This is a genomic window from Streptomyces sp. MI02-7b, from assembly GCF_033793585.1.
Taxonomy (GTDB): domain Bacteria; phylum Actinomycetota; class Actinomycetes; order Streptomycetales; family Streptomycetaceae; genus Actinacidiphila.
In genome coordinates, this window is sequence record NZ_JARAWX010000004.1 from 178,438 (window position 1) to 204,225 (window position 25,788).

General features: G+C 74.2%; 19 protein-coding genes. 10 read left to right on the forward strand and 9 right to left on the reverse strand.

The window, feature by feature from the left end:
• Positions 1-790 precede the first annotated feature (790 nt).
• Positions 791-4,450 carry a CHAT domain-containing protein gene (locus PV364_RS07795; RefSeq protein ID WP_319658985.1) on the forward strand — a complete coding sequence of 1,220 codons (3,660 nt, stop codon included), beginning with the start codon at positions 791-793 and terminating at the stop codon, positions 4,448-4,450.
• 30 nt (positions 4,451-4,480) lie between these two features.
• Here PV364_RS07795 and PV364_RS07800 read toward each other — a convergent pair whose 3' ends face one another.
• Entirely contained in the window at positions 4,481-5,380 is a 900-nt protein-coding gene (locus tag PV364_RS07800) for a hypothetical protein (protein WP_319658986.1), read from the reverse strand.
• Positions 5,381-5,382: 2 nt separating this feature from the next.
• The gene (locus PV364_RS07805) at positions 5,383-5,739 is read right to left on the reverse strand and encodes a hypothetical protein (protein ID WP_319658987.1); all 357 of its coding nucleotides are present in this window, start codon (positions 5,737-5,739) and stop codon (positions 5,383-5,385) included.
• A gap of 33 nt (positions 5,740-5,772) precedes the next feature.
• On the opposite strand from PV364_RS07805, the gene PV364_RS07810 reads away from it, so the two are divergent.
• Positions 5,773-6,633: an aminoglycoside phosphotransferase family protein gene (locus PV364_RS07810; RefSeq protein WP_319658988.1), complete on the forward strand. Its 861-nt coding sequence runs from the start codon at positions 5,773-5,775 to the stop codon at positions 6,631-6,633.
• Between the two features lie 205 nt (positions 6,634-6,838).
• Here PV364_RS07810 and PV364_RS07815 read toward each other — a convergent pair whose 3' ends face one another.
• The 4 genes from PV364_RS07815 to PV364_RS07830 form a co-directional block, all read right to left on the reverse strand.
• Positions 6,839-7,546, reverse strand: coding sequence for a 3'-5' exonuclease (locus tag PV364_RS07815; protein WP_319659244.1), 708 nt, complete (start codon positions 7,544-7,546; stop codon positions 6,839-6,841).
• Positions 7,547-7,640: 94 nt separating this feature from the next.
• Positions 7,641-8,888 (reverse strand): SAV2148 family HEPN domain-containing protein, encoded by a 1,248-nt coding sequence (locus PV364_RS07820; protein ID WP_319658989.1) that lies wholly within the window; start codon positions 8,886-8,888, stop codon positions 7,641-7,643.
• 124 nt (positions 8,889-9,012) lie between these two features.
• A complete protein-coding gene (locus PV364_RS07825; RefSeq protein WP_319658991.1) occupies positions 9,013-10,311 on the reverse strand; it encodes a copper amine oxidase in 1,299 nt (432 codons plus the stop codon).
• 19 nt (positions 10,312-10,330) lie between these two features.
• A complete protein-coding gene (locus PV364_RS07830) occupies positions 10,331-11,110 on the reverse strand; it encodes a Tat pathway signal sequence domain protein (RefSeq protein WP_319658992.1) in 780 nt (259 codons plus the stop codon).
• A gap of 318 nt (positions 11,111-11,428) precedes the next feature.
• Between PV364_RS07830 and glgX the strand changes: the two genes are divergently transcribed.
• From glgX to PV364_RS07845, 3 genes are all read left to right on the forward strand, one after another.
• The gene (gene glgX / locus PV364_RS07835) at positions 11,429-13,546 is read left to right on the forward strand and encodes a glycogen debranching protein GlgX (protein WP_319658993.1); all 2,118 of its coding nucleotides are present in this window, start codon (positions 11,429-11,431) and stop codon (positions 13,544-13,546) included.
• A gap of 51 nt (positions 13,547-13,597) precedes the next feature.
• Complete coding sequence (gene treY / locus PV364_RS07840; protein ID WP_319658994.1) at positions 13,598-16,066, forward strand: malto-oligosyltrehalose synthase; 2,469 nt, start codon at positions 13,598-13,600, stop codon at positions 16,064-16,066.
• 71 nt (positions 16,067-16,137) lie between these two features.
• Positions 16,138-16,698 (forward strand): hypothetical protein, encoded by a 561-nt coding sequence (locus tag PV364_RS07845; protein ID WP_319658995.1) that lies wholly within the window; start codon positions 16,138-16,140, stop codon positions 16,696-16,698.
• Between the two features lie 47 nt (positions 16,699-16,745).
• On the opposite strand, the gene PV364_RS07850 is transcribed toward PV364_RS07845, so the two are convergent.
• Positions 16,746-17,321, reverse strand: a complete 576-nt coding sequence (locus tag PV364_RS07850) for a DUF1707 and FHA domain-containing protein (protein WP_319658996.1) — start codon at positions 17,319-17,321, stop codon at positions 16,746-16,748.
• A 276-nt stretch (positions 17,322-17,597) separates the two neighbouring features.
• On the opposite strand from PV364_RS07850, the gene PV364_RS07855 reads away from it, so the two are divergent.
• A complete protein-coding gene (locus tag PV364_RS07855) occupies positions 17,598-18,506 on the forward strand; it encodes a GNAT family N-acetyltransferase (protein WP_319658997.1) in 909 nt (302 codons plus the stop codon).
• A 29-nt stretch (positions 18,507-18,535) separates the two neighbouring features.
• Entirely contained in the window at positions 18,536-20,314 is a 1,779-nt protein-coding gene (gene treZ, locus PV364_RS07860) for a malto-oligosyltrehalose trehalohydrolase (RefSeq protein WP_319658998.1), read from the forward strand.
• Between the two features lie 23 nt (positions 20,315-20,337).
• On the opposite strand, the gene PV364_RS07865 is transcribed toward treZ, so the two are convergent.
• Positions 20,338-21,204: a PPK2 family polyphosphate kinase gene (locus PV364_RS07865; RefSeq protein WP_319658999.1), complete on the reverse strand. Its 867-nt coding sequence runs from the start codon at positions 21,202-21,204 to the stop codon at positions 20,338-20,340.
• A gap of 437 nt (positions 21,205-21,641) precedes the next feature.
• The gene (zapE, locus tag PV364_RS07870) at positions 21,642-22,736 is read right to left on the reverse strand and encodes a cell division protein ZapE (RefSeq protein WP_319659000.1); all 1,095 of its coding nucleotides are present in this window, start codon (positions 22,734-22,736) and stop codon (positions 21,642-21,644) included.
• Positions 22,737-22,823: 87 nt separating this feature from the next.
• Between zapE and PV364_RS07875 the strand changes: the two genes are divergently transcribed.
• From PV364_RS07875 to murC, 3 genes are all read left to right on the forward strand, one after another.
• A complete protein-coding gene (locus tag PV364_RS07875) occupies positions 22,824-23,624 on the forward strand; it encodes a pyrimidine reductase family protein (protein ID WP_319659001.1) in 801 nt (266 codons plus the stop codon).
• 169 nt (positions 23,625-23,793) lie between these two features.
• On the forward strand, positions 23,794-24,267 hold the full coding sequence (locus tag PV364_RS07880) for an indole-3-glycerol phosphate synthase (RefSeq protein ID WP_319659002.1): 474 nt from the start codon (positions 23,794-23,796) through the stop codon (positions 24,265-24,267).
• 104 nt (positions 24,268-24,371) lie between these two features.
• Positions 24,372-25,763, forward strand: coding sequence for a UDP-N-acetylmuramate--L-alanine ligase (murC, locus tag PV364_RS07885; RefSeq protein ID WP_319659003.1), 1,392 nt, complete (start codon positions 24,372-24,374; stop codon positions 25,761-25,763).
• Positions 25,764-25,788: the final 25 nt, after the last annotated feature.

The following is a 25,788-nucleotide window of genomic DNA, read 5'->3' on the forward strand; positions in this document are numbered from 1 at the left end:
TGCGGCAGCACCGGGCGGCACCCGCCCGCCCCTCGGTAGCCGGCCAAGAGGCCGTCGACGACCCGCGGCAGAGCGCGAACCGGGCAGATGGCGCCCGGGCGCGCCGCACGCGCCAAAACCGAGCGGCAGCGTCGCGGAGCCCACGGCGGCGGCCGATGCACAGCCGCCGCACACACAGCAATGTGCCGCAGCACCAAGACCTCCGCGCCCCCCACCTCGCGCCCACCGACACCAATCGCCCCACGGAGACGCTGGCCGGCAACGCGGCGCGGCCCGGACGACGGTCGTCCGGGAATCCATCGAGGGCCCGCGGCACGCGTGCGCACCCAGCGGCGTGCGGCAGCACCGGGCGTGACCGGCCCGCCCCTCAGTGGCCTGCCCAAGAGGCCGTCGCCCCATCCACGGCAGAGCGCGAACCGGGCAGATGGCGCCCGCGCGCCGCACGCGCCAAAACCGAGCGGCAGCGTCGCGGAGCCCACGGCGGCGGCCGATGCACAGCCGCCGCACACACAGCGGCGTGCCACAGCATCCGGCGGCGCGGCCCCGTCACCGTCGTCCGGGGAACCGTCGCCCACACCCCGGGCAGCACCCCAACGCCGCACTCCCGCAGCCCGTGTGCGCCGGCACGCGAGTCCTCCAGGGAGCCGTCGGCGGTCCAAGGTACGGGCACCGCAGCCGGGGGTGACCGGGCGGTCACGGGGAGCACGGGGGCGCGGTATCGTCCCCAGGGCCGCGTGCTGCCCCAGCACATGCGGCGCACGCGGCACTCGCACGGACCGGGGGACGGTGCATGAGCGACGCACGCGCGGCGGTGGACCGGATGCTGGCGCGCTTCGGGGTGTCCGCGCCGCCGCGGACCGACCGGATCGTCGCCGGTGCCGGTACGACCCCCGGGAGCCTGCTGCGCACGGCCATCGAGTTGCTGCGCGCCGCCTGGGGCGGCGAGCGCAAGCCCGCGGCCGCCGCCGCGCTCGCGCTGATCGTGCTGGCGCTGGACACCGCACCCCGGGACCACCCGCTGCGCGCCCGGCTCGTGCTCCATCTGCAACTGGCCGAGCGCACCTTGACGTCGTACGGCGACGTCCGGGTGTCCGCGGAGGTGCGCCACCACCTGGCCGCGCAGACCCAGCACCGCTCCCCCGACGACCTGGTGTCCGTCGCCGCCCGCTGGCCGGGCGGGCCCGCGCAGGAGCCGTTCGCCCCGGCCGACCCGATCGAGGCGCGGGTGGACGCGCTGCTCGCCACCCTGCCGCCGGACGACCTCTGCCGCCCGGGACTGCTGGCCAGGCTCGCGCACGAGGCGCTGATCCGGTACGAGTACGGGGCCATCGACGAGTTGCCCGGGCTCTGGCCGCGGGCCCGCGCCGCGTTCGAGGGACTGTCCCCGCGGCACGTCGACGCCCCCGACGCGGGCCGCGTCGCGGTGCTCGCGGGCGTCACCTGGATGCGCGCCCGTCCCCAGGACCGGGACGCCGTGGACGTCGCCGTGCGGGGCGGCCGGCTGGCCCTGGCCGCGACGCGGGAGCAGACGGCCTCGGGCGGGGTCCGCGACCGGCACAAGGTCCGCACCGTGCACCTGGCACTGGCGGCCGCCCTGATGTGCACCCTGCCGTGGGCACCGAGGCGCGAGACCGTCGACGAGGCGATGGAGCACCTGGAGGCCTACCGCGCCGAGGGCCTGCCGGACGACGATGCCGCGTACGAGATCAACGTGGCCTCGCTGCTGACCGCCCGCGCCCTGATGGCCTGGGATGTGGCCGACGCCGACGAGGCCGCGCGGATGCTCGGGGAGGTCCTGCGGCGGCTGCCGCCGGACCACCCGCTGCTGCCGCACATCGAGGACAAGGCGGCCCGGGTGGGCCAACTGCGGTCCGCCATCTCACGGTTCCCGCGCCCGATGGGCTCGATGGCGGCGAAGTTCCTGCCGATGGCGATGCGCGTCGCGCCCGCGCTGCCGCCACTGCAGCTCCGGACGGTGTTTCCGTCGCCCGGCGCGCCGGTCGACGCACCGCCGTCCGGCGGCTCCATGCCGCCGGACCCGCCGGAGCCCCGACCGGCCGCAGCCCCGCAGTTCACGATCCCCGTACCGCCCGAACTCGCGCCCCTGCTGGAGGCGCTGGCGAAGGGCCCCGGCGCCGGAGCGGGCTTCGACCCGGCCTTCGTCGCCGACGCCGAACGGAGGTTGCGGGCGGCCCTGGACGAGACCGCGCCCGGCAGTCGCGAACGCGTCGAGGTGGCGGGCGCGCTGATGTCCGCCGTCGGTATGCGTTACATGAAGGACCAGGACGCCGCCGCCGTCGAGGAGGCCACCGCCATCGGCGACCGCATACTCGCCGAACTGCCCGACGGGTCCCCCGCCCGCACCGACCTCGTTCTCCTGGCCGCGCCGTGGCATCACATGCGGGCCATGGTCGCCATGGACGTCGACGCCCTGCGGGTCTGCTGCGAGGACCTGCGCGCCGCCCTCGACCGGCTGCCCGAGGACAACCCGAGGCGCATCGCCGGCGAGGTCGAGTACGCCAACGGCCTCACCAACCTCGCGGGCCTGACCCAGAACGCCGCCCAGGCCGCCGAGGCCCGCCGGCTGAGCAGGCGGGCCGCCCGGCGCGTCCTGCAGACCCCGGTCCTGGCGGACCTGCTGGGCGGCGTGGCCACCTCGTACGGCCACTGGGCGGACTTCACCGAAGCGGTCGTGCGCGGCGACCCCGACGAGATCCGCGCGGCGGAGGCCGTCCTCGCAGGCGAGTTCGGCAGTGACGTACCGGCGGTGCGCTTCGAGTCCGCCCGGAACGCGATGGGCGACGCCCTGGAACGCCATGCCTGGGGCGAGGCGGCCGACGCGGCCGAACGCGCCCTGGAGATCCTGCCTCTGATCGCCTCACGTGCCGTGGGCCGGGACGACCGCCGGACCCTGCTCGACCACGCCCTGCTGGGACGCCGCTACCCGATCGCCCAGCCCGGAACGGACGGTGCCGGCGACCCGGACGCCGCAGGACGCCCGGATCCGCTGACCGGCACCAGCCTCAGCCGCACGGGATGCGCGGCGGCGATCGCCGCCGGACGCCCCGCGCAGGGGCTCGCCCTGCTGGAACAGGGCCGCGCGGTCCTGATGAACCAGGACCTGGAGGGCCGCGCCGACCTCGGCGGCCTGGCCGCCGCGCACCCGGCGCTGGCCGCGGAGTTCCGGACGCTCGCGGCGCGCCTGCGGCGGGCCGAGACGCCGGACGAGGCGGGCGCGGCGGACGCGGGGACCGGGCGTCACCTGGAACGCCACGTCGCGGCGGCCGAGTGGGAGGGGTTGCTGATGCGGGTCCGCGCCCGCCCGGGCTTCGAGCGCTTCCTGCTGCCGCCGACCGAGGAGGAGATGCGGGCCGTCGCCGCCGAGGGCCCGGTCGTCGTGGTCAATGTCGACCGGTTGCGCTGCGACGCGCTCGTCGTCACCGAGGAACGGATCACCGCCGTCCCCCTGCTGGAGGTGACAGAAGGTCAGCTCGCCTTGCGCGCCCGAGCGTTCCTGGCGGCCGTGAACCTGCGCCGGGACGCACCGCGCGAGGAGCACGAACGCGCCCGCGAGACCGTGCTGGACACCCTCGCCTGGCTGTGGCACACCACCGCGGAACCGGTGCTGCGCGCGCTCGGCCTCACGCGGCCGCTGCCGCCGGACGCGCCCGCGGCGGACGCGCCGCGCCTGTGGTGGTCCGCCTCCGGGCCGCTCGCGTACCTGCCGCTGCACGCGGCGGGGTTGCAGCGCAAGCACCAGCTCGCGGAGCGCCGCACCGTCCTGGACCACATCGCCTCCTCCTACACCCCCACCCTGCGTGCCCTGCGGCACGCCCGCCGGGCCCCCTCCGGCCGCACCGGGGGCCGGCTGCTCGCGGTTGGCAGGCCGACCGGGCACGGCGGTTCCGCCGGTGCCTCCGCCCGCGAGATCGCCGCGATATCCGACGCCCTGGGCGGCGTACGGGCCCTGGAGGGCGAGGCCGCGACGCCCGGGCGGGTGCGGGAGGCCCTGCGCACCGCGCGCTGGGTGCACTTCGCCTGCCACGGCGTCAGCGACACGGCCGACCCTTCCGAAAGCCATCTCGCGCTGCACGGCGGGACACTCAGCGTCGGCGAGGTCTCCCGGCAGGAGCTGCGCTACGCCGAACTCGCGGTGCTCCTGGCCTGCCACACCGCCCACACCGGCCTGCTGCCCGACGAAGCGGTCCATCTCGCCTCCGCCTTCCAGGTCGCGGGATATCCGCAGGTCGTCGGCGCCCTCTGGGAGGCCGGCGACACCGCCTCCGCCGTTCTCGCCGGCCGCCTCTACGCCGCACTGCGGGCACCCGCCCCCGGCGCCGTCGCCTCCCTGGACGCCGGCCGCGCCCTCAACCACATCACCCGCGCCCTGCGCACCCGCTACGCGCGTTCCCCCGAGGCCTGGGCCGCCTTCGTCCACATCGGCCGCTGAGGCCCGGGCGGCTCCGCGGCCGACGCGCCGTCACCGCTGGCGGCGCAGCAGCAGGTCGAGTTCCAGCCAGGTGGCCGGCGCCACCGGCCCCGGGGGCACGGGCAGGCCCGCCGCGCGGGCCAGGGACCGCATGCGGAGGTCGACGAGGGCGTCGGCCAGGTCGGCGAGGACGAAGAGGCGTTCGCGCCCGGTCCACCACGCCGCCGCCATGACGGCGGCGCCGGCGATCAGGGCGGGCCACCACAGGGTGCCCGCCGCGAGCAGGACGTAGAGCAGGCCCCAGGCGGACAGCCGGGCCGCCGCGTCGAAGGAGGCGGCGGCGGCGCGGATCTCCGCGCGGTCCGCCTCGGACGCGGCCAGCCACAGCCTCGGCCAGAGCGCCGTGAAGGGCACGGCGTAGTACTCCCCGACGCGGTGCTCCAGCGCGTGGACGCGGTCCCCCATGCGGGTGGGACGGGCGGGCGGCACCGGGGAGATGCGGTCCCGGCGCGCCTCCGCCGCGTGGGCGGCGGCGAGTTCGGCGGGGTCGCCGTCGGTCTCGTGGCGCCGGATGTGCTCCGCCACCCGCTGGTCGGCCCGGGAGCGCCGCTCACGCCGCCTGCGGACGAGCCGTTCACCGGCGCCGGCCGGCCACGGCCCGAGCCACAGGAGCTGGACACCGCGCGCGAGCAGCTGCACGACGAGCCCGGGGACGACGGCGAGGAGCAGCAGGGCGACCAGTACGAGGACCAGTCCGGCGGCCCCGTGGGCGTCGGTCCAGCGCATTGGGCGTTCGGCCTCCCGCAGCAGCCGTGCGGCGTCGAACGGCCGTCGTGCGCCGAGCACATGGGCGGCCCACGCGGTGCCGAGGAAGAGGGTGCCGGGCAGCGCGAGCAGGGCGACCCAGCGCTCGGCGAGCTTGCCGCCTATCGCGTCCAGCAGGCCGGCCACCTCTAGTACCGCACGCGTCGCAGCTCGGCGCCCCAGACCGCGCAGCGCGGCGCGGAGACGGACGCCGTGGGGTCCTCGCTCCGCGCGCACATCCCGCGCGGGCAGCGGTAGCGGAGGATGCCGCCGCCGCCACCTGTCAGGCCGGGCACGGTGGCGTACGTCCCGGCGTCGCCGCGCCGGCCGTCCAGCCGGACGCCGAGCCGCGTGGCCAGGTCGCCCACCACGATCAGGTCGCCGCGGCCCGCACGGACGGCCTCGGCGACCGCCTCGACCTCGGCCGCCTCGTCCGGGTCGGCGCGGGCCGTGCGCCGCAGCTCCGGCAGCGCCTCACAGAACGTCATCACCGCGGCCTCGTCCACCGGCCCAGCGTACTGATCTGCGATCATTGCCGTATGGCGTTCACCGAAGAGCTCGCGCGGGCCGTGCTCGCGGCGGACGGGCACCACCAGGCGAAGCTGATCGCCCTCGGCGAGAACGCGGTCTTCGAACTCGCCGACGGCACGGCCGTCGCGAAGGTCGGCCGCGGTCCCGAGCTGCTGGAGCGGGCGGCCCGCGAGCTGCGCACGGCGACCTGGCTCGCCGCGCACGGCGTGCCCGCGGTGCGGGCGGCGGAGCCGGAGGCCCGGCTCGTGGACGGCCACCCGGTGACGTACTGGGAGCGCCTGCCGGACACCGTGCGCCCCGCGGAGCCCGCCGACCTGGCCGCGCTGCTGCGGCTCGTGCACGCCCTGCCGGAGCCGGACTTCGCCCTGCCCCGCCGCGATCTGCTGGACGGGGTGGAGCGCTGGCTGCGGCTCGCGGGCACGGCGGTCGACCCGGCCGACGCCGCGTATCTGCGTGAGCGGCGTGACGGGTTCGCCGCCGCGGCCGCCGCCCTGACGCCGCACATCGCGCCGGGGCCGATCCACGGCGACGCGCTGCCGCGCAACGTCCACATCGGCCCGCAGGGGCCCGTGCTGGTCGACCTGGAGACCGTCTCCAGCGATCTGCGCGAGCACGACCTCGTCGTCATGGCGCTCAGCCGGGACCGCTACGGCCTCGACCCGGCGGCCTACGACGCCTTCACCGCCGCCTACGGCTGGGACGTCCGCGACTGGGAGGGCTGTGCCGTCCTGCGCGGCGCCCGTGAGACCGCCAGCTGCGCCTGGGTCGCCCAGCACGCGCCCGGCAACCCGGCGGCTCTCGCCGAGTTCCGGCGCCGTGTGGCATCCCTGCGCGACGACGACCCGACAGTGCGCTGGCACGCGTTCTAGGCCTGGTTGTCACATCCCCCATGCCCCGCGGCGTTCCCCCCGGCCTTCGGCCCGGGGAAATGGCCGAATCGTCCCAGCAGCCCCGCTGCAAGAACGGCTGACGACCCTCCGCCCGCTGGGATGCACCGCAGACCAATAGCGCCTGCCCGCGGCAGCCGGGGAGCCAAAGCGACGACTGGGCCCGGCCCCGCCGTGCGACGGCCCGTCAGGCCGGCTCGCGCAACGGCCAGCGCGTGTCGATCTCGACCTCGGGGGCACCGCCCTGGCGCACCAGCCAGCGCTGGTAGCCCTCGGCCCAGTCGGCGTACCAGCCGATCTGGGAACGGTGCAGTTCGCGCAGGCCGCCCGCGGCCCGCGGGTAGCGCTCGGCGATGGCGCAGGCGACCCGGACGGCGGCCAGCGCGTCCGCGCTCGCCTCGTGCGCGTCGTCCAGGGTGACGCCGTACTCGCGGCAGGCGGCCTCCAGGTTCCGCTTGCCCTTGCGGTAGCGGTCGAGCGTGCGGTCCATGACGAGCGGATCCACGACGGGCCCGACCTCGCCGCCCAGCCGGTCCTCCAGGGACGGCAGCTGATGCCTGCGCAGCTCGGCCGCGAGCAGGCTGAGGTCGAAGGGCGCGTTGTAGACGACGACAGGGACACCGGCCGCCCAGTGGGCGACAAGGGCGTCGGCGATCTCGTCCACCGCCTCGGCCGCCGGCCGGCCCTGCTCCGCAGCGTGCTCACTGCTGATGCCGTGCACCGCGGTGGCCTCGGCGGGGATGGGGACGCCGGGGTCGACGAGCCAGCCCAGGTGGCGTATCGGCTCCCCGTCCCTGACCTCGGTGACGGCCGCCGTGACGATCCTCGACCGGAGCGGATCCGTGCCCGTCGTCTCCAGGTCGAAACCGACCAGCAGTTCCCGGTGCCATCCCATGGCCATTGGCGTACGTCCTTCCCGCGGTTCCCCCGTGTGCTGTGCCATCATCCCGTGCGCCACTGACAGTCCCGCCGCCGGGCGGCCGCCGGCCTCAGGACACCGGCCGGGAGTCCACCCACACGCCCTCGAACTCCTCGCGGTAGATGCCGAAGAGCCCTTGCTCCGCCTCGGCCGCCTCGCCGTCCTTGGTCTGCACGAGGTCGCGGGGCCCGCCGCGGAGGATGATCACCGGGGACTCCATGCCCCGGGCCCTGCGCAGGTAGGACTGGACGACGGCGACACCGTTCGCGGTGTCGCCGTCCACCAGGTAGGCGGTGAAGCGCGGGGTCTCGTCGAAGACCCGGATCTCGAAGGCGCCGGGGTCGCGCAGCCGCGCCCTCACCCGGCGCATGTGCATGATGTTCATCTCGACGGCGCGGCTCAGCTCCCCGCGGCCGAGGCCGAGTTCGCGCTCGCGGCGCCGGACCGCGCTGCTGGCCGGGTTCAGGAAGAGCAGCCGCATCCGGCAGCCGGACTCCGCCAGCCGCACCAGCCGCTTGCCGGAGTAGTTCTGCACGAGCAGGTTGAGCCCGATGCCGACGGCGTCCAGCCGCCGGGCGCCGCCGAACAGGTCCTCGGCCGGCAGCTGACGCTGGAGCCGCACCCGGTCCGGGTAGACCCCGACGACGTCGGCGTACCGGTCGGCGACCAGTTCCTCGACGGCGTCGACGGGCAGGCGGTCGGCCGACGGGTAGCCGGGACCGGAGCCGAGCATGTCGAGCAGCCGGGCGGCGGCCCGCTCGGCCTGGTCCAGTACGGTGCGGGACAGCGCGCGGTTGCGGGAGACGACGTGCCGGGCCACCTCCAGTTCGTCCAGGGCGAGCTCGAGTTCACGGCGGTCGTCGAGGTAGGGCTCGAAGCACGGCCAGTGCTGGACCACCAGCTCGCGCAGCTGCGGCAGCGTCAGGAAGCTGAGGATGTTGTCGTCCGCGGGGTCGAGCAGGAAACCCTTGCGGCGGCTGACCTCGCGCACGGCGGCGGCGCGCTGCACCCATTCGTGGCCGGCGGGGCCTGCCGCGGCGACCACCCACTCCTCGCCGTGCACGGGCTCGTAGATGGGGCGCAGGACGGCGTTCACCACGGCGCGGAGCCGCTGCTCGACCAGATTGAGCCACACATAGGCCCGCCCGGCGCGGCGGGCGCGGGTGCGCACCTCGGCCCACTCGTCGGCGCCCCAGTCCAGTTCCGCTCCGATCTCCAGCGGCAGTGCCAGGGAGGCGGTTCCGGTGCCGTTCCCCTCGCCGATGCCGCCCTGGTCCCCCTGATCACCACCACCAGGGAGCACCAGACCTCCCGACATCACGACTGCACCCGCCTTCCCGCCCCCGTACACGATCAAGGAAGGGTACTGCGGGGCGGTGGGCGGTGCAGCCGTAACGACGCTACTTCACCACATGCTTACTCGCTTCGACCTGCCAACGGCCTCAATGGGCACGGCCGTTGTGGCCCGCGAGGTCGTCCGGGGTGAGCGGGCTCATCGCCGTGACGTCCCGGGGCACGAGCTGGAAACCCTGCCAGTGGATCGGCATGGGCGTCTGGTCCTCGTCGCGGGGGATGTGGTGGAAGCCGACGTTCACCCACACCACGGGGTGGGTGAGGGTCTCGGCGTTCGCCCACTTGTCCACCGAGGTGCCCCGGCCGGCGCAGGCCGGGTCGCTGTTGCCGCTGGCCAGTTGCTCGCAGGCGCGGTACTGGGTGACGTACACGTCCTTGGAGGTGTAGGCGTGGGCGTCGTAGTGGTCGGAGTGCTGCTGGACCAGCTCCCAGGAGCGCGGGTGCCGGTCGGTGTTCTTCGCGGTCGGGGAGACCACGCGCCACCAGCGCCGCAGCGCGGAGGTCGCGGCCAGTTCCTTCGCGACCGGGGTCCGGGTGGTCTTCAGGACGGCGGAACCGCTCCCCCGGCCGGCCGTCTTGGTGTCGTACTGCTCGACCTTGGAGCGGGCGGAGCCGTCGGCGGCGAAGTCCAGCCGCCAGAAGACGGAGTGGTAGTGGCTGGTCGCGTGGTCGTGGCCGCCCTTGCCGATGGGCCAGCCGGTGCCCTCGCCGCTGTAGTCGGAGGGCGACAGGTCGCCGGTGGCGCCGACCTTGGCGGTGACGGTGCCGTCGTCGGAGAAGTTCCACTGGGTGACGTACTCGTACCAGCCGAGCTGCGAGACGGAGAAGACCACCAGGTCACTGCCCTGCTTGGTGTACTTCTTTGCGTTGCCCCGCTCGTCCTGGACATCGCTGCGGTAGGCGTAGCCGTGCGGCGCGGTGGTGGCGCACAGTGCCTTGACGGTGCGTTCCTGCTGCGGGACGTAGGCGGAGCCGATGGTGCCGCCGGGGCACTCGTCGCTGCCGATGTCGACGGCCGTGTTGCCGAAGCCGATGTCGGACAGGTCGTTGTACTCGGTCAGGCCGGAGTCGTAGGGCACGTTGACCTGGGCGAGTGCCGCGGAGTCCAGCACCTTGATCGGATGCGGTTCCTTGCGCGGCTGGTAGGCGATCTTCTCCAGGACCAGGCCCTTGGTGCCGCTGATGCGCCAGCACATGGTCCAGGTGGTCCCGTTCGGCAGCTTCTTGGTGAGGGCGGTGGCGGTGCCGCAGCCGGCGGCCGCCTGGGCGGCGCGTGGCGCCGCGACGGCCGCGGTGGCCGTGCCAGGTGTCGTCCCCGCGACGAGCGCGGGCAGGAGCAGGAGCGCCGAGGCCGTACCGACGGCCCGGCGCACGTGTGCGGTGCGCATGGTTGCTGGGTCTCCGCTCTTAGTGGATCCGGCCGACGGTGCGGTCGCTGAGATCGACGACGAACCGGGTCGTGTCGATCCACGGCCCGTCCTTCACTTGCGTGAACAGACGTACGCACCGGTGCTCGCCGCACTTGCGCAAGCCGGCCGGTGCGGACTGCTCCGCGGTGTTGAAGGAGATGCCGCGCAGCCGCAGCTGATCGGGCGAGGTGAGCGCGGCTCCCTCGGTGGCCGCCGAGAAGTCGTCCCGCAGTCCCTGGCCGAGCGGGTCCTTGATGAGCAGCCCGGCCGCCTCGGCGGTCTCGTCGGCCGAGGGAGGCGGCTGCAGGCCGGAGGCGGTGTCCGTGCGCTCGACGGTGCCACGGGTGAGGTCGACGGTCTTCTTCACGAGCCGGTCGTGCCCGTAGTCGTAGAACAGCACCTCGGCCCGGCGGTCCTCATCGGTCCGCGCGGGGTCGTCCGCCGGGGCCGCCAGGTCGGTGTCGAGGTACTCCGGCCCCCGCCCACCGTCCACGTCCCGCGCACTGCGCAGACCGTCGCGCTGCAGGGCTATGGACTTCGCCCGGTCGACCTCGGCCCTGGTCAGGGGCCCCGGTCCGGTCTGCTGTCCGCCCTGGGGCGCCTGAATGCCCGTCACGGCGTCACTGCCCGTGCCGGTACCGCTGTCGCCACCGGCTCCCTGCTGCGACGGCGCTCCCGACGGCACGGCGGAGCCGGCCGTCGTGGAGTGGTCGTCGCCCGCGGAAGCGGCGCGCGGAAGGGTGATGCCCACCATCACCGCGGTGGCGGCGACGGCCATGCCGGCGCCCCATAAGACGCGCCTGACGCCACGTCCGGCCGCCCCCGTTTTCCCCGTGGGACGGCTTTCCCCCTGATCTGTCACGTAAGTCCCTCCTGTGTCGTACTGTCACCTGTTCAGATGACGGCGCGGCGACCCAGGTTGCCCGTGGCGAGCGGATTCTTGCGGCAGGCAGGGGAATTGGAACACTCGTACCGGGGAAGATCTCGGCAATAGCGTGCCATCGCGGGTGCGGGTGCGTGACGATGCCCTTTCGGCACGTTGTGACCGGGGGTGCGGGCTACCGGCGCCCGGCAGTGGAGTGGAAGAGTCGACGACATGCAGGTCTGGCCGGGTCAGGCATACCCCCTCGGCGCCACGTACGACGGCGCCGGCACCAATTTCGCGGTCTTCTCGGAGGCGGCGGAGCGGATCGAGCTGTGTCTGCTGCACGACGACGGGTCGGAGACCGCCGTCGAGCTGCGTGAAGCCGACGCCTTCGTCCGCCACGCCTATGTGCCGGGCATCATGCCCGGTCAGCGGTACGGCTTCCGGGTCCACGGACCCCACGAGCCGACCCAGGGGCACCGCTGCAACTCGGCGAAGCTGCTCCTGGACCCGTACGCGAAGGCGATAAGCGGCTCGATCGACTGGGACGAGGCGGTGTACGGCTACCGCTTCGGTCAGCCGGAGTCCCGCAACGACCTGGACTCGGCGCCGCACACGATGTCCTCCGTGGTGGTGAACCCCTACTTCGACTGGACCGACGACCGCAGCCCGCGCATCGACTACCACCGCACCGTCATCTACGAGGCCCACGTGCGCGGCCTGACCATGCAGCACCCGGAGCTCCCTGAGGAGATCCGCGGCACCTATGCGGCACTCGCCCATCCGGCGGTCATCTCCCACCTGGTGGAGCTCGGCGTCACCACGCTGGAACTGATGCCGGTGCACCAGTTCGTCCACGACCACCGTCTGGTGGACGAGGGGCTGCACAATTACTGGGGCTACAACACGCTCGGCTTCTTCGCCCCGCACAACGCGTACTCCTCGATGGGCGACCGCGGACAGCAGGTGCTGGAGTTCAAGACCGCGGTGCGCGCGCTGCACAAGGCCGGCATCGAGGTGATCCTCGACGTGGTCTACAACCACACCGCCGAGGGCAGCCACCTGGGGCCGACGCTGTGTTTCCGGGGCATCGACAACGCCTCGTACTACCGGCTCGCCGACGACCCGCGCTACTACATGGACACCACCGGCACCGGCAACTCGCTGCTGATGCGCAGCCCCCACGTGCTCCAGTTGATCATGGACTCACTGCGCTACTGGGTCACCGAGATGCACGTGGACGGCTTCCGCTTCGACCTCGCCGCGACGCTCGCCCGGCAGTTCCACGAAGTCGACCGGCTGTCGTCGTTCTTCGACCTGGTGCAGCAGGACCCGGTGGTCAGCCAGGTGAAGCTGATCGCCGAGCCCTGGGACGTCGGCGAGGGCGGCTACCAGGTGGGCAACTTCCCCCCGCTGTGGACCGAGTGGAACGGCAAGTTCCGTGACACGGTGCGCGACCTGTGGCGCGGGGAGCCCGCCACGCTCGCCGAGTTCGGCTCCCGGCTGACCGGCTCGTCCGACCTCTACCAGGACGACGGCCGCCGCCCGCTCGCCTCCATCAACTTCGTGACCTGCCACGACGGCTTCACGCTGCGTGACCTGGTGTCGTACAACGAGAAGCACAACGAGGCCAACGGCGAGAGCAACCGGGACGGCGAGAGCCACAACCGCTCATGGAACTGCGGCGCCGAGGGCGACACCGACGACGAGGCCGTGCTCGCCCTGCGCGAGCGCCAGATGCGCAACTTCATCGCCACCCTGATGCTCTCCCAGGGCGTGCCGATGATCTCCCACGGCGACGAGTTCGGCCGCAGCCAGCAGGGCAACAACAACGCCTACTGCCAGGACAACGAGCTGGCCTGGGTGCCCTGGCCCAAGGAGGGCGACACCAGGGCCGAGCAGCTGCACGAGTTCACCCGGCAGATGGTGTGGCTCCGCCGCGACCACCCGGTCTTCCGGCGCCGCCGCTTCTTCCACGGGCGGCCGATGGAGGGCACGCACGACGAGCTCTCGGACATCGCCTGGTTCACCCCTGAGGGTGACGAGATGACCCAGGACGACTGGGAGGCCCAGGCCAACGCCCTGGTGGTCTTCCTCAACGGCAGCGCGATCTCCGAGCCGGGCGACCGCGGCGAGCGCATCGCCGACGACTCCTTCCTGCTGATGTGCAATGCCTGGCACGAGCCGCTGGACTTCGTGGTGCCGGTCAACCACGGCAAGGAGTGGCAGGTCGTCGTGGACACCCAGCGGCCGGAGGGCGTGCCGGCGGGCAGCGGGCGGAAGGTGACTCAGGGCGACCGGCTGCGGCTGGCCGACCGGAGCATGGTGGTGCTGCAACGGCCGGCGTAACCGGCGTCCCGGTGTGATGGGCACACCGGCCGGCGGGGTAGGCAGAAAGCTATGACAGAAAGCGCCGCGACCCCGCCGACCGCTGTCGCCCCCGCCGTGCCGACGGCCACCTACCGCCTGCAGCTCCAGCCGGACTTCCCCTTCGCCGCCGCCGAGGCCGTCGTCCCCCATCTGGCCGCGCTCGGCGTCTCCCATCTCCACCTGTCCCCCGTGCTGCAGGCCGTCCCCGGCTCCACCCACGGCTACGACGTCGTGGACCACACCCAGGTGCGCGAGGAACTGGGCGGCGAGAAGGGCCTGCGGTCGCTGGCCCGCACTGCCCGGTCGCACGGCCTCGGCCTGGTGCTGGACGTCGTGCCCAACCACATGGCCGTACCGGCGCCGGAGTACCTGGCCCGGCCGCTGTGGGAGGTGCTCCGGGAGGGCCCGGAGTCCCCGTACGCGCGCTGGTTCGACATCGACTGGGCCGCACAGGGCGACCGACTGCTGCTGCCGGTGCTCGGCGCGCCCCTGGAGGACGTGCTCGACGACCTGCGCGTGGAGCGCGACCGGGACGCCGGCGAGCGGGTCCTGCGCTATCACGACCACGCCTTCCCGCTGCGGCCCGGCACCGGGGAACTGCCGCTGCGGCGCCTGCTGGACGCCCAGTGGTACCGGCTGGCGTGGTGGCGGCAGGCCCGCTCGGAGCTGAACTACCGGCGCTTCTTCACCATCTCCGAACTGATCGCCGTCCGCGTCGAGGACCCCGAGGTCTTCGCCGCCACCCACGCCACCCTGCTGCGGCTGCTGGACGAGGGCGTGGCCGACGGCCTGCGCATCGACCACCCGGACGGCCTCGCGGACCCGGCCGGCTACCTGCGGCGGCTCGCCGAGGCCTCCGCCGGCCGCTGGACGGTCGTGGAGAAGATCCTCACCGGTGACGAACGCCTCCCGGCCGGCTGGGCCTGCGCCGGCACCACCGGCTACGACGCCCTCGACCGCCTGGACGGGCTGTTCACCGACCCCGCGGGGGCCGAGGAGATCGCCGGCTTCTACCGGGAGTTCACCGGCGCGGCCGCCGAGCAGGGCGGTCTCTGGGAGCCGACCGTGCGGGCCGCCGCGCACCGGATCGTCGTCCACGACCTCGCCGCCGAGGTGGACCGGCTGACCCGCGCCGCCGTCCGGGCCACCGGAGGGGACGAGCGGGTGCTGCGCGAGGCGCTCCGGGAGGTCCTGGTGCGGCTGCCGCGCTACCGGCCGTACGTCGTGCCCGGCGAGCCCGCTCCCGAGGAGGACGTCGCGCTGCTGGAGGCCGCGGCGGAGGCCACCGGGCTGCCCGCCGCGGAGACCATCCGCGACCTGGCGCTCGGGCGGTTCGGTGACGGCGGCGGGGACGGGGACGGCGCCGAGGGCGGCGCCGAGGCCGGTGGCGCGCTCGGCGGCGAGGACGGGGACGGCGGCGCGGACGTGGCCGATTTCGCCGTGCGCTTCGCGCAGGTCTCGTCCGCGCTGCGCGCCAAGTCCGCGGAGGACACCGCCTTCTACCGCTACTACCCGCTGCTGTGCCTCAACGAGGTGGGCCGCGAACCGGACCGCCCCGCCACCTCACCCGAGGAGTTCCACGCCTTCTGCGAGCGGCTGCGCTCCGACTGGCCGCTGACCGGGACCGTGCGCTCCACCCACGACACCAAGCGCAGCGCCGACGTCCGCGCACGCCTGGCCGCCCTCACGGAGCTGCCCGGCCCCTGGGCTCGGTGGCTGACGGAGACCTCGGAGCAGCTGCGCGCCTACCTCGCCGGCCGCGGGGTGCCGCTGCCCGAGCGGCACGTGGAGTACCAGGCGTGGCAGTACGCCGCGGTCTTCTGCGACCCGGCCGCCGCGGACCTGGTCGCGGCCACCATGCTCAAGTCCGAGCGGGAGGCGGGTCTGCGCACCGCGTGGACCGACCAGCGCCCGGAGTACGAGCGGGAGCTGACGGACTTTGTCCGGGAGCTGGTCGGCGGGCCGTCGGCCTTCGCCACCGGGCGCATCGCGGACGAGCTGGCCGCCCCGGAGCGCGTCAACGCCCTCGGCGCGCACCTGGCGCACCTGACCATGCCGGGCGTGCCGGACGTGTACCAGGGCGACGAGGAGCGGCAGTTGCTGCTCGTCGACCCCGCCAACCGCGCGCCCTACGACCCGGGCGCGGCCGACGGCCCGCCGAGCGAGAAGCGCCTCGTCACGGTCGCCGCGCTGCGGCTGCGCCGGTCCCGGCCGCAGTGGTTCACCGGCCCCGAGGCGGGCTACGAGCCGCTGTACGCCCGCGGCACGGCGGGCGCGCACTGTGTCGCCTTCGTCCGGGGCGGCCGGGCGCTGACCGTGGTCACCCGGCTCTCCCGGCGGCTTGCGGAGGCCGGCGGCTGGCGCGGCACCGAACTGGTCCTGCCCGAGGGGGTGTGGACGGAAGTGCTGACGGACCGCAGGTTCGAGGGCGTGCTGCCTCTGGAGGCGCTGCTGGACCGGCTGCCCGTGGGTCTCCTGGTGCGCGACATCGAGCACTGACGGGGAGCCCGCCGCGGACCTGGACGTCCGCGGCGGGCCGGAGTGTCGGACCCCGCGGCTAGCTTTTCCCCATGGACGCATCGAACTCGGCGCACCTTTCCGCCGTACCTGAGGACCTGCTCGCCCGCCTCGCGAGCGACCCGGCCGTGACCGCGTACCTCGCGTGGCCGGGCGATTTCGACCTCGGCCGGCGGTCGCCGGTGGAGGAACTGACCCTTCCCTCGGGCGATCCGCTGCGCCCGATAGCGGGGGACGGCGCGGGAGGCACGTACTTCCTGGTGGGGAAGGAGGGCGACCCCGTCCGGCCGGTCCTGTACGCGGACTCCGAGGGCCAGGCGGCGTTGATCGGGGCGAGCCTGCGGGAGGCGGTCGAGCTGGTGGTCGTGTGCCCGCTGTGGCGCGACGCGGCAGCCGGTTTCCCGCTGCCCGAACTGGAGGCGCAGGTCCGCGCCGACATGCCGGACTTCGACCGCGCGCGGGAGGAGGTGGCCGCCGCCCTCGGGCTGACGCCGCCGCCGGCGGACGAGGCGGTGGCCCGGCTGCTGGCGACCGCGGCGCGCACGGTGCCGGACTTCCTGCCGTACGTGGACGACGACGACCACGAGCCCTACGAACCGCTGATCGGCGGCTAGGACGAGCCGGGGTGGGACCGCCGGCGGCGGACCCCGGGCCGTGCCCGTCAGACCGCCGCCAGGCGGAAGTGCATGGCGCCGAAGGTGACCCGGTCGCCGGGGCGGACGACCGCCGCGCCCATGACCCGGCGACCGTTGACCCAGGTCCCGTTCATGGAGCCGAGGTCGCGCAGCACCCAGATGCCGTGCTCGTGGCGCAGTTCGGCGTGGATGCGGGAGGCGGAGGCGTGGCTGAGGCGGAAGCCGCAGGACAGGTCGCGGCCTATGCGCAGCGGGACCGGCCCGGGGGCGGGGAAGAGCAGCGGGGGCAGCTTCTCGGCCTGCCAGGCGTCGCGGAAACGGACCTGCAGGGCGGAGATCCTGGCGACGCCGCGCTCCAGCCACCGGCCCAGTCGCGCCATCCGGCCCTCGGCGGGCGGGAGGTCGGCGATGAGCGCGTCCAGCTCGTCGGAGCGGCCGGCCGTGAGGGCGAGTTCCACCCGCTGCAGGAAGGTGTCGTGCGAGAGCCGTCCGTCCACGGCACCGCCGCGCAGCACCTCGATGGCGTGCTCGCGCTCCGCCTCGGTGGGCCGTGGCGCGGGTGCGGACGGCGGCGCGGAATAGGTCGGGAACTCGTGGCTCACGTGCGTGATTGTCGGGCCGAACGCCCCGGAGTGTCCAGAAGCCCGGCCCCGACGCGCCGTTGTCGGCGGGACCGGTCGCCCGGCTCCGCGGGCGCGGGCGCAAAAAGCAATGGACGCGCGGGAGTCGGCATGGCTACGGTGCTCACACGCCCGTGACCGAGGAAGGAGGCGGAAGCCATGTACGTGTTCACCACTCCGCGCTCCCGCCCCGATGTCCGCAGGGCGATCTCCGTCTGACCGGGAGCGCCCCACTCTCCCGTGAGGACTCCTCCTGTCATGACCGACCTGGTCATCCGCCCGCTCGTCGCGGGTGAGACGCATCTCTTCCACTCCCTGGTTCCCGAGGACACCGGCCTGGTCGGCCGGTCCCTGCTGGGCCACACCTACGCGATGCCCGACGAGGGCGGCGAGTACCGCCCCGACTGGACCTGGGTGGCCCTGCGCGGCGGCACGGTCGTCGCCCGCGCGGCCTGGTGGGGCGCTCCCACCGACGACAAGCCGATCGCCCTGGACTGGTTCGACTTCACCGACGCCGACGCCGCCGTGCGGCTGCTGCGGACAGCGCCGCTGAAGGCCGAGTTCGAGCTGTTGCTGCCGCCCGGCTGGCGGGAGCGGCGGGAGGTCCGCGAGGCCGCCCAGACCCGCATCGACGCGGCGATCGTGTCCGGCATGGAACCGGTCGTCGAGCGCTACCGCTACACCTGGACGCCCGAGTGCGGGCTGCCGCAGCGCACCGGACGGCTGGAGTACCGGCCGGAGCCGGACGACGCCGTGATCCTGGACGTGCTGAAACGCATCGGTACCGGCAGCCTCGACGCCCACACCCGCCGGGCCGTGGCACTGCACGGGGCCGACGCCGCCGCGCGCGAGGAACTGGACGTCCTCAACTGGTTCCCGTCGCCGCGCGAATGGTGGCGGCTGGCGTACACGCCGGAGGGCGCGCTCGCGGGCATCCAGGTGCCCGCGCGCAATCCGACCGCGTTCTGCGTCGGCTTCATCGGCGTCCTGCCGGAGCAGCGCGGCCACGGCTACGCCTACGACCTGCTGGTGGAGTGCACCCACGACCTGGTCGGACACGGCGCACGGCAGATCGCCGCCGCCACCGACCAGACCAATCTGCCGATGGCGGCGCACTTCGCCAGGGCGGGTTATCCGGTCACCCAGGAGCGCGTCAACCTGGTGTGACCCCCCGGCCTGCGGGCAGCATGGTGCCCATGCGCTTCGACGTGTGGGCACCGGACGCCGGTGAGGTGGAGGTACGGGTCGACGGACGGGCTCACGACATGGAGCGCGACCCCGGACGCGAGGGCTGGTGGTGCGCCGAGGCGCCCGCCGGACACGGTTCGCGGTACGCTTTCGCGCTCGACGAGGGCCCGCCGTTGCCCGACCCCCGCTCCCGCCGCCAGCCGGACGGTCCGGACGGCGCGAGCGCGGTCGTCGACCACGACGTCTTCGACTGGACCCACGACTGGGCGGGCCGCCCGCTGCCGGGCGCGGTCCTGTACGAGCTGCACGTGGGCACCTTCACCACCGCCGGCACCTTCGACGCGGCCGTCGAACGCCTCCCGCACCTGGCCGGGTTGGGGATCACGCACATCGAGCTGATGCCCGTCTGCCCGTTCCCCGGCACGCACGGCTGGGGCTACGAGGGCGTGTCCCTGTGGGCGGTCCACGAGCCCTACGGCGGCCCGGACGGCCTCAAGCGGTTCGTGGACGCCGCGCACGGCCACGGGCTCGGGGTGGTGCTGGACGTCGTCCACAACCACCTGGGCCCGTCCGGCAATCACCTCCCCCGGTTCGGGCCGTACTTCACCGACCGGCACCACACGCCCTGGGGCGACGCCGTCAACCTGGACGCGCCCGGCTCGGACGAGGTCCGCGACTTCCTCGTCGGCAGCGCCCTGGCCTGGCTGCGCGACTACCGCCTCGACGGACTGCGGCTCGACGCCGTGCACGCCCTGGTCGACACCCGCGCGGTGCACCTGCTGGAGGAGCTGTCCACGGCCGTCGACGCGCTGTCGGCGTCGCTGGGCCGGCCGCTGTTCCTGATCGCCGAGTCCGACCGCAACGACCCGCTCACCACCACGCCCCGCGACGCGGGAGGGCTCGGGGTGCACGCCCAGTGGAACGACGACTTCCACCACTGCCTGCACACGGCCGTCACCGGCGAATCCGCGGGGTACTACGCGGACTTCGCCGTCTCGCCGACCGCGGCCCTCGCCAAGGTGCTGGAGCGCGTCTTCTTCCACGACGGCACGTACTCCGGCTTCCGCGGCCGCCGGCACGGCCGCCCGGTCGACCGCGCGACCGTGCCCGGGCACCGCTTCCTGGCGTACACCCAGACCCACGACCAGATCGGCAACCGCGCCACCGGCGACCGCCTCGCCGCCACCGTGCCCCCGGGCCTGCTGGCGGCGGCCGCGGCACTCGTGCTCACCTCGCCGTTCACCCCGATGCTCTTCATGGGCGAGGAGTGGGGCGCCCGTACGCCGTGGCAGTTCTTCACCGACCACAGCGACCCCGAACTCGCCGCCGCCATCACCCGGGGCAGGCGGCGGGAGTTCGCCTCGCACGGCTGGAACGCCGAGGACATCCCGGACCCGCAGGACCCCGCGACCCGGCTGCGCTCGTGCCTGGACTGGTCCGAGCCGGACGGGCTCCCGCACGCCGGCCTGCTGGCCTGGTACCGCCGTCTCATCGCGCTGCGGCACGCCGAACCGGCGCTGACCGACCCGGCCCTGGACGCGGTGCGGGTCACCGCCGGCGAGCACACCCTGTGCCTGGAACGCGGCCCGTTCCGCGTCGCCGTGAACCTCTCCCCCGAGGACGCCGGGATCCCCCTGCACGACGCCGGCCGGGCCGGGGCTCCCGGCCACGGGGGCTACGAGGTGCTCGCCTCCTGGCAGCCCTGCGCCGACCCCGCGGACTCCCGCTTCCTCACGCTGCCGGGCCACTGCGTCGCGGTCCTGCGGGAACGGCTGCCCAGGGCCTGAACCCGGCCGGGCCCGTGCCCCGTTCAGTCGCCGAGCAGCCGCTTGCGGGCGTGCTCCACGTCGAAGGACGCGGGCGGGCACTGCGGGTCGATGAGTTCCAGGTGCTCCATGAGCAGCCGGCCCACCGCCCAGTCGCGGTACCACTTGCGGTCCGCCGGCACGACGTACCAGGGGGCCGTCTCGGTGGAACAGCGGTTCAGCACGGCCTCGTACGCCTCCTGGTAGGCGGGCCACAGGGCCCGGTCGTCGAGGTCGTCGGGGGTGAACTTCCAGTGCTTGCACGAGTTGTCGAGGCGCGCCAGCAGGCGGGCCCGCTGCTCGGCGTAGCCGATGTGGAGGAAGATCTTGACGACGCTGACACCGTCGTCGGCGAGGGAGGCCTCGAAGGAGTTGATCGTCTCGAAGCGCTCCTCCCAGACCTCCGGGGGGACCTGTCCGCGGACCCGGGCGGCGAGCACGTCCTCGTAGTGGGAGCGGTCGAAGATGCCGATCTGCCCGGCGTGCGGGAGGGCCCGCTTGATGCGCCAGAGGAACGGGTGCGACTTCTCCTCGGCCGTGGGTGCCTTGAAGGCGGTGATGCGGCACCCAGCCGGGTTGAGCAGGCCCGCGAGATGGCGGACGGCACCGCCCTTGCCCGAGGTGTCGGTGCCCTGGAGGACGACGAGCACGGAGCGCGGATCGCCCGCGGTGGCCTGTGCGAAGAGGCGTTCCTGCAGCACGGTCAGGCGGTCCCGGGTACCGGGCACGGCCTCCCGCGCCTCGCGCTTGCCGGGCGGACCGCCGGGGGTGGCGCGGGGGTCGTACGCGCGGAGCCGGACGTTCCCGCCGGCGCCCGGGGGGACCCGGAGCAGCGAGCGCAGTCCGTTCGTTGCGGCCCGTCGATCCGGCACGGCGCCCTCCCTGGCATCGAACGTCTTGTCCGATGGTCCGCCGGATCCGCGGCGCCCGCCAACGGACGCGTCCCCCGGCCCGAGCAGGTTCCGCCGGAAGGCCCCGTACCCCTGTACGGGAGCCCGTGACACCGCGCCCTCCCCGACCCGAGCGGCCGGCCGCGCCGCTCGACGCCCGGAAGGCGTGCCCGCGGCACGCACCGACCCGCCGGGCGGCGACCCGGCCCACGGGAGCCTGGGCACGTGCCGCCGGGCCAGGGCGACGACCCACCAGACACCCCCGGCCCGAAACGGCCACGCCGCTCCCCCGCACCCCAGTTCACCCGAACCGGTCACCCCCGCCAGGCACTCATGCCCCCGGAACGACTCCCCCGGCCGTCACACCGACCCGCCGGGCAGCGGCACGCGAGGACCGCGAGAGGGTTCGACCGGGGCGGTCAGTCCGCCAGGCGTGCCGCGTCGCGGGCCAGGGCGGTGAGCCGGGAGATCGCCCGGAAGTACTTCTTGCGGTAGCCGCCCGCGAGCATCTCCTCGCTGAAGATGCGGTCGAAGGGCTGGCCGGAGGCCATGACGGGGACCTCGCGGTCGTAGAGCCGGTCGGCCAGGACGACCAGGCGCAGCGCGGTGGCCTGGTCCTGGACAGGTTCCACGCCGCGCAGGAAGACCGCCTCGACGCCGTCGCAGAGGGCGCCGTAGCGGCTGGGGTGGACCCGGGCGAGATGTGCCAGCAGGGTGGCGAAGTCGTCGAGGGAGGCACCGGCGGTGCGGCCGGCGGCGGCGGTGACCTCGTCGTCCGAGAACGGTGCCGGCGCCTCGGGCAGACCGCGGTGACGGTAGTCCTGGCCGTCGATGCGCAGGGACAGGAAGCGGGCGGACAGGCCCTGGATCTCGCGCAGGAAGTCCGCGGCGGCGAAGCGGCCCTCGCCGAGCTTGCCGGGCAGGGTGTTGGAGGTGGCGGCGAGCCGCACGCCCGCGTCGGCGAGCTTGCCGAGCAGCGTCGAGACCAGCACGGTGTCACCGGGGTCGTCGAGTTCGAACTCGTCGATGCAGACCAGCCGGTGCCCGCTCAGCGCCTGGACGGCCTGCTGGAAACCGAGGGCGCCGACGAGGTTGGTCAGCTCCACGAAGGTCCCGAAGGCCTTCTGCTCGCGCGGCGCGTCGGTGGCGTGCCAGAGCGAGGCCAGCAGGTGGGTCTTGCCCACGCCGTAGCCGCCGTCGAGATAGACCCCGCCGGGGCCGGCGGGCGCCGCGGGGCCCGCCGCGCGGCGGAACCAGCGCCTGGGCCCGGGGGCGGCGGGAGCGCCGCTCGCCGCGGCGAAGGCGGCGAGCGTGCGCACGGCCTCGGCCTGGCTGGGCTGCCCCGGGTCCGGGATGTAGTTCTCGAACCGTACGGAGTCGAACCTCGGGGGCGGGACCATCTCCGCCACCAGCCGGTCGGCCGGCACCTGCGGCTCGCGGCCGCTCAGCGACACGGGGGGTTCACCACCGGGTATCGGGGTGGATTCGGGCGCTGCGGCGTAGGACGAGGACACAGCTCTCCAGGGTAGTGCCTCGCGGCGGGTCCCCCGGCCCCGAGTGGCCCACCCCACGCCTCCGGGGGCACGTGGAAGACTGCTGCCATGCGCCGCCTGTTCCCCCCGCCCGAGACCCTCAGGACCACCCCGGCCCCGAACGGCCCCGCCGCGTCGCCGGAGGCGGACCTGGACACACCCGAGTCGCTGGCCGACGCGTACGCGTACCCGGCCGGGGCAGACGGGCTTCCGTGGCTGAGGGCGAACATGGTGGCGTCGCTGGACGGCGCGGCACGGCACGACGGGCGCTCGCAGCCGCTGTCGTCGGAGGCCGACATGCGGGTCTTCGGGGTGCTGCGGGCGCTGGCCGACGTGGTCGTCGTCGGGGCGGAAACGGTTCGCCAGGAGGGCTACCGCCCCGCCCGGGCCCGCGAGGCGTTCGCGGCCCGCCGGGCAGCCGCCGGGCAGCCGCCGGCCGCGGTGATCGCCGTGGTGAGCGCCCGGCTGGACCTGGACTTCTCGTTGCCGCTGTTCACCTCGCCGCTGGTGCCGACCCTGGTGCTGACCGGTGCCGCCGCCCCCGCGGACCGGGTGGCGGAGGCGGAGAAGGCCGGTGCGCGGGTGGTCGTCGCGGGCGACGGTGCCGGTGTGGAGCCGGCCCGTGCCAAGCGGGAGCTCGCCGCGCTCGGACTGCGGCGGATGCTCACCGAGGGCGGCCCGCGGCTGCTGGCGCAGTTCGCGGCGGCCGGCGTGATCGACGAGCTCTGCCTGACCATCGCCCCCCTGCTGACCGCCGGGGACGCCATGCGGATCATGAACGGCCCCGGCGTCGCGGAACCCGTCCGTCTCTCCCCCGTGTCGATTCTCGAGGAGGACGGGTTCCTGTTCACGCGCTACACGCGCGGATGACGGATCGGCGGCGGGCCGGACACCCGGCAAACGCCGCCCGCCGATCCGCCGCCATGCACAATCCGCTTGCTGCCATGCGGGAAGACTTCCACCGCGTGCTCCACAGCCGGACGGGGCAGGATGGTTCCCGTCACCGGCCTGTGGGGCCGCGAGAAAGAAGGACACGTCCGTGTTCACGACCGTACTCATGATCGAGCAGCCGCTCGTCCCCGCCGACGTGGAGCTGGTCACCACGCTCCACGGCGACGAGCCCGTCTCCTTCGTCGTGCTGATGCAACCCCGCGGGGACCAGGACCGGCTGCTGCGGTCCATCGACGACGTCGCCCTGGGCGAACTCGACAAGGCCGTCCACGAGCACGACCGGCCCGAGGGCGAGAACGCCCTGCTGCCCGCCGAACGAGCGCTGAGTCACAGCCTCAAAGCGCTGCGGGACCACGGCAAGGAGGCGGTCGGGGAGGTCGTCGAGCGTCACCCGATCGAGCTGCTGAAGTCCGTCGTCGAGCAGACCCACGCCGACGAGGTGATCGTCCTGACCGCACCGCACCTGGTCGAGGAGTTCTTCCACCGCGACTGGACCTCGCGCGCCCGCCACAAGGTCGGCGTGCCGGTCCTGAAGCTGTTCGCCCACAACGCCGAGGACTGAGCGGCGGGGGCGGGGGACGGGCGTCCCCCGCCCCGCGCGGATGGAAGAATCGGAGGTGGCCCGACCACCACGGCACACGCCCGAGCACGCAGGGAGCAGCGCGCATGAGCCCCACTCTTCCCCCCGCCATGGACCGACCGCACTTCATCGGGATCGGCGGCGCCGGGATGTCGGGCATCGCGAAGATCCTCGCCCAGCGCGGTGCGAGCGTCGCGGGCAGCGACGCCAGGGACTCGGAGACCGCGCAGGCGCTGCGGGCGCTCGGCGCGACCGTGCACATCGGGCACGCCGCGGAGCACCTGGCGCCGGACGCGACCTGCGTGGTCGTCTCCAGCGCGATCCGGGACGACAACCCCGAGCTGGCCGCCGCTCGCGGGCGCGGCGTCCCGGTGGTGCACCGCTCCGACGCGCTCGCCGCGCTCATGGTGGGCCTGCGGCCGATCGCGGTGGCCGGCACGCACGGCAAGACCACGACCACCTCCATGCTCGCGGTGAGCCTGTCGGCACTGGGCCTGGACCCCTCGTACGCCATCGGCGGCGACCTGGACGCCCCGGGCTCCAACGCGCACCACGGCACGGGCGAGATCTTCGTGGCCGAGGCGGACGAGAGCGACCGCAGCTTCCAGAAGTACGACCCCGAGGTGGCGATCGTGCTCAATGTGGAGCTGGACCACCACGCGAACTACGCGTCGATGGACGAGATCTACGAGTCCTTCGAGACCTTCGTCGGCAAGATCGTCCCCGGCGGCACCCTGGTCGTCGGCGAGCACGCCGGGGCACGCGAGCTCGCCGCCCGCGTCGCCGGCCGCGAGGGCCTGACCGTGGTCAAGGTCGGCGAGGACGCCGGCGCGGACCTGAGGATCGCACGGATCACCCCGCAGGGCATGGCCGGCGAGGTCACCGTGTGCCTGGGCGGCCGGGAGCACACCTTCACCGTCTCCGTCCCGGGCCGCCACTACGCGCACAACGCGGTCGCCGCGCTGGCCGCCGGCATGGCGCTGGGCGTCCCGGCGGAGGACCTGGCCAAGGCGCTCGGCACGTACACCGGCGTCAAGCGCCGTCTGCAGCTGAAGGGCACCGCGGGCGGCGTCCAGGTGATCGACTCCTACGCGCACCACCCCACCGAGATGACCGCCGACCTGGAGGCGCTGCGCGAGGCCGCGGGCGACCGGCGCATCCTGGTGGTGTTCCAGCCGCACCTGTTCAGCCGCACCCAGGAGCTCGGCCGCGAGATGGGCCAGGCCCTGGGGCTGGCCGACGCCTCCGTGGTGCTGGACATCTACCCGGCCCGCGAGGACCCGGTCCCCGGCGTCACCAGCGCGCTGATCATCGACGCGGCGGCCGCCCACGGCGCCGACGTCACCGCCGCGCACGACAAGGACGCCGTGCCCGCGCTGATCGCCGGAATGACGGGACCCGGTGACCTTGTTCTCACCATGGGCGCCGGAGACGTCACGGACCTCGGTCCGCGGATCCTGGCCCGACTGGAGAGCTGAGCACGAGGGACACGAGGGAGAGGAC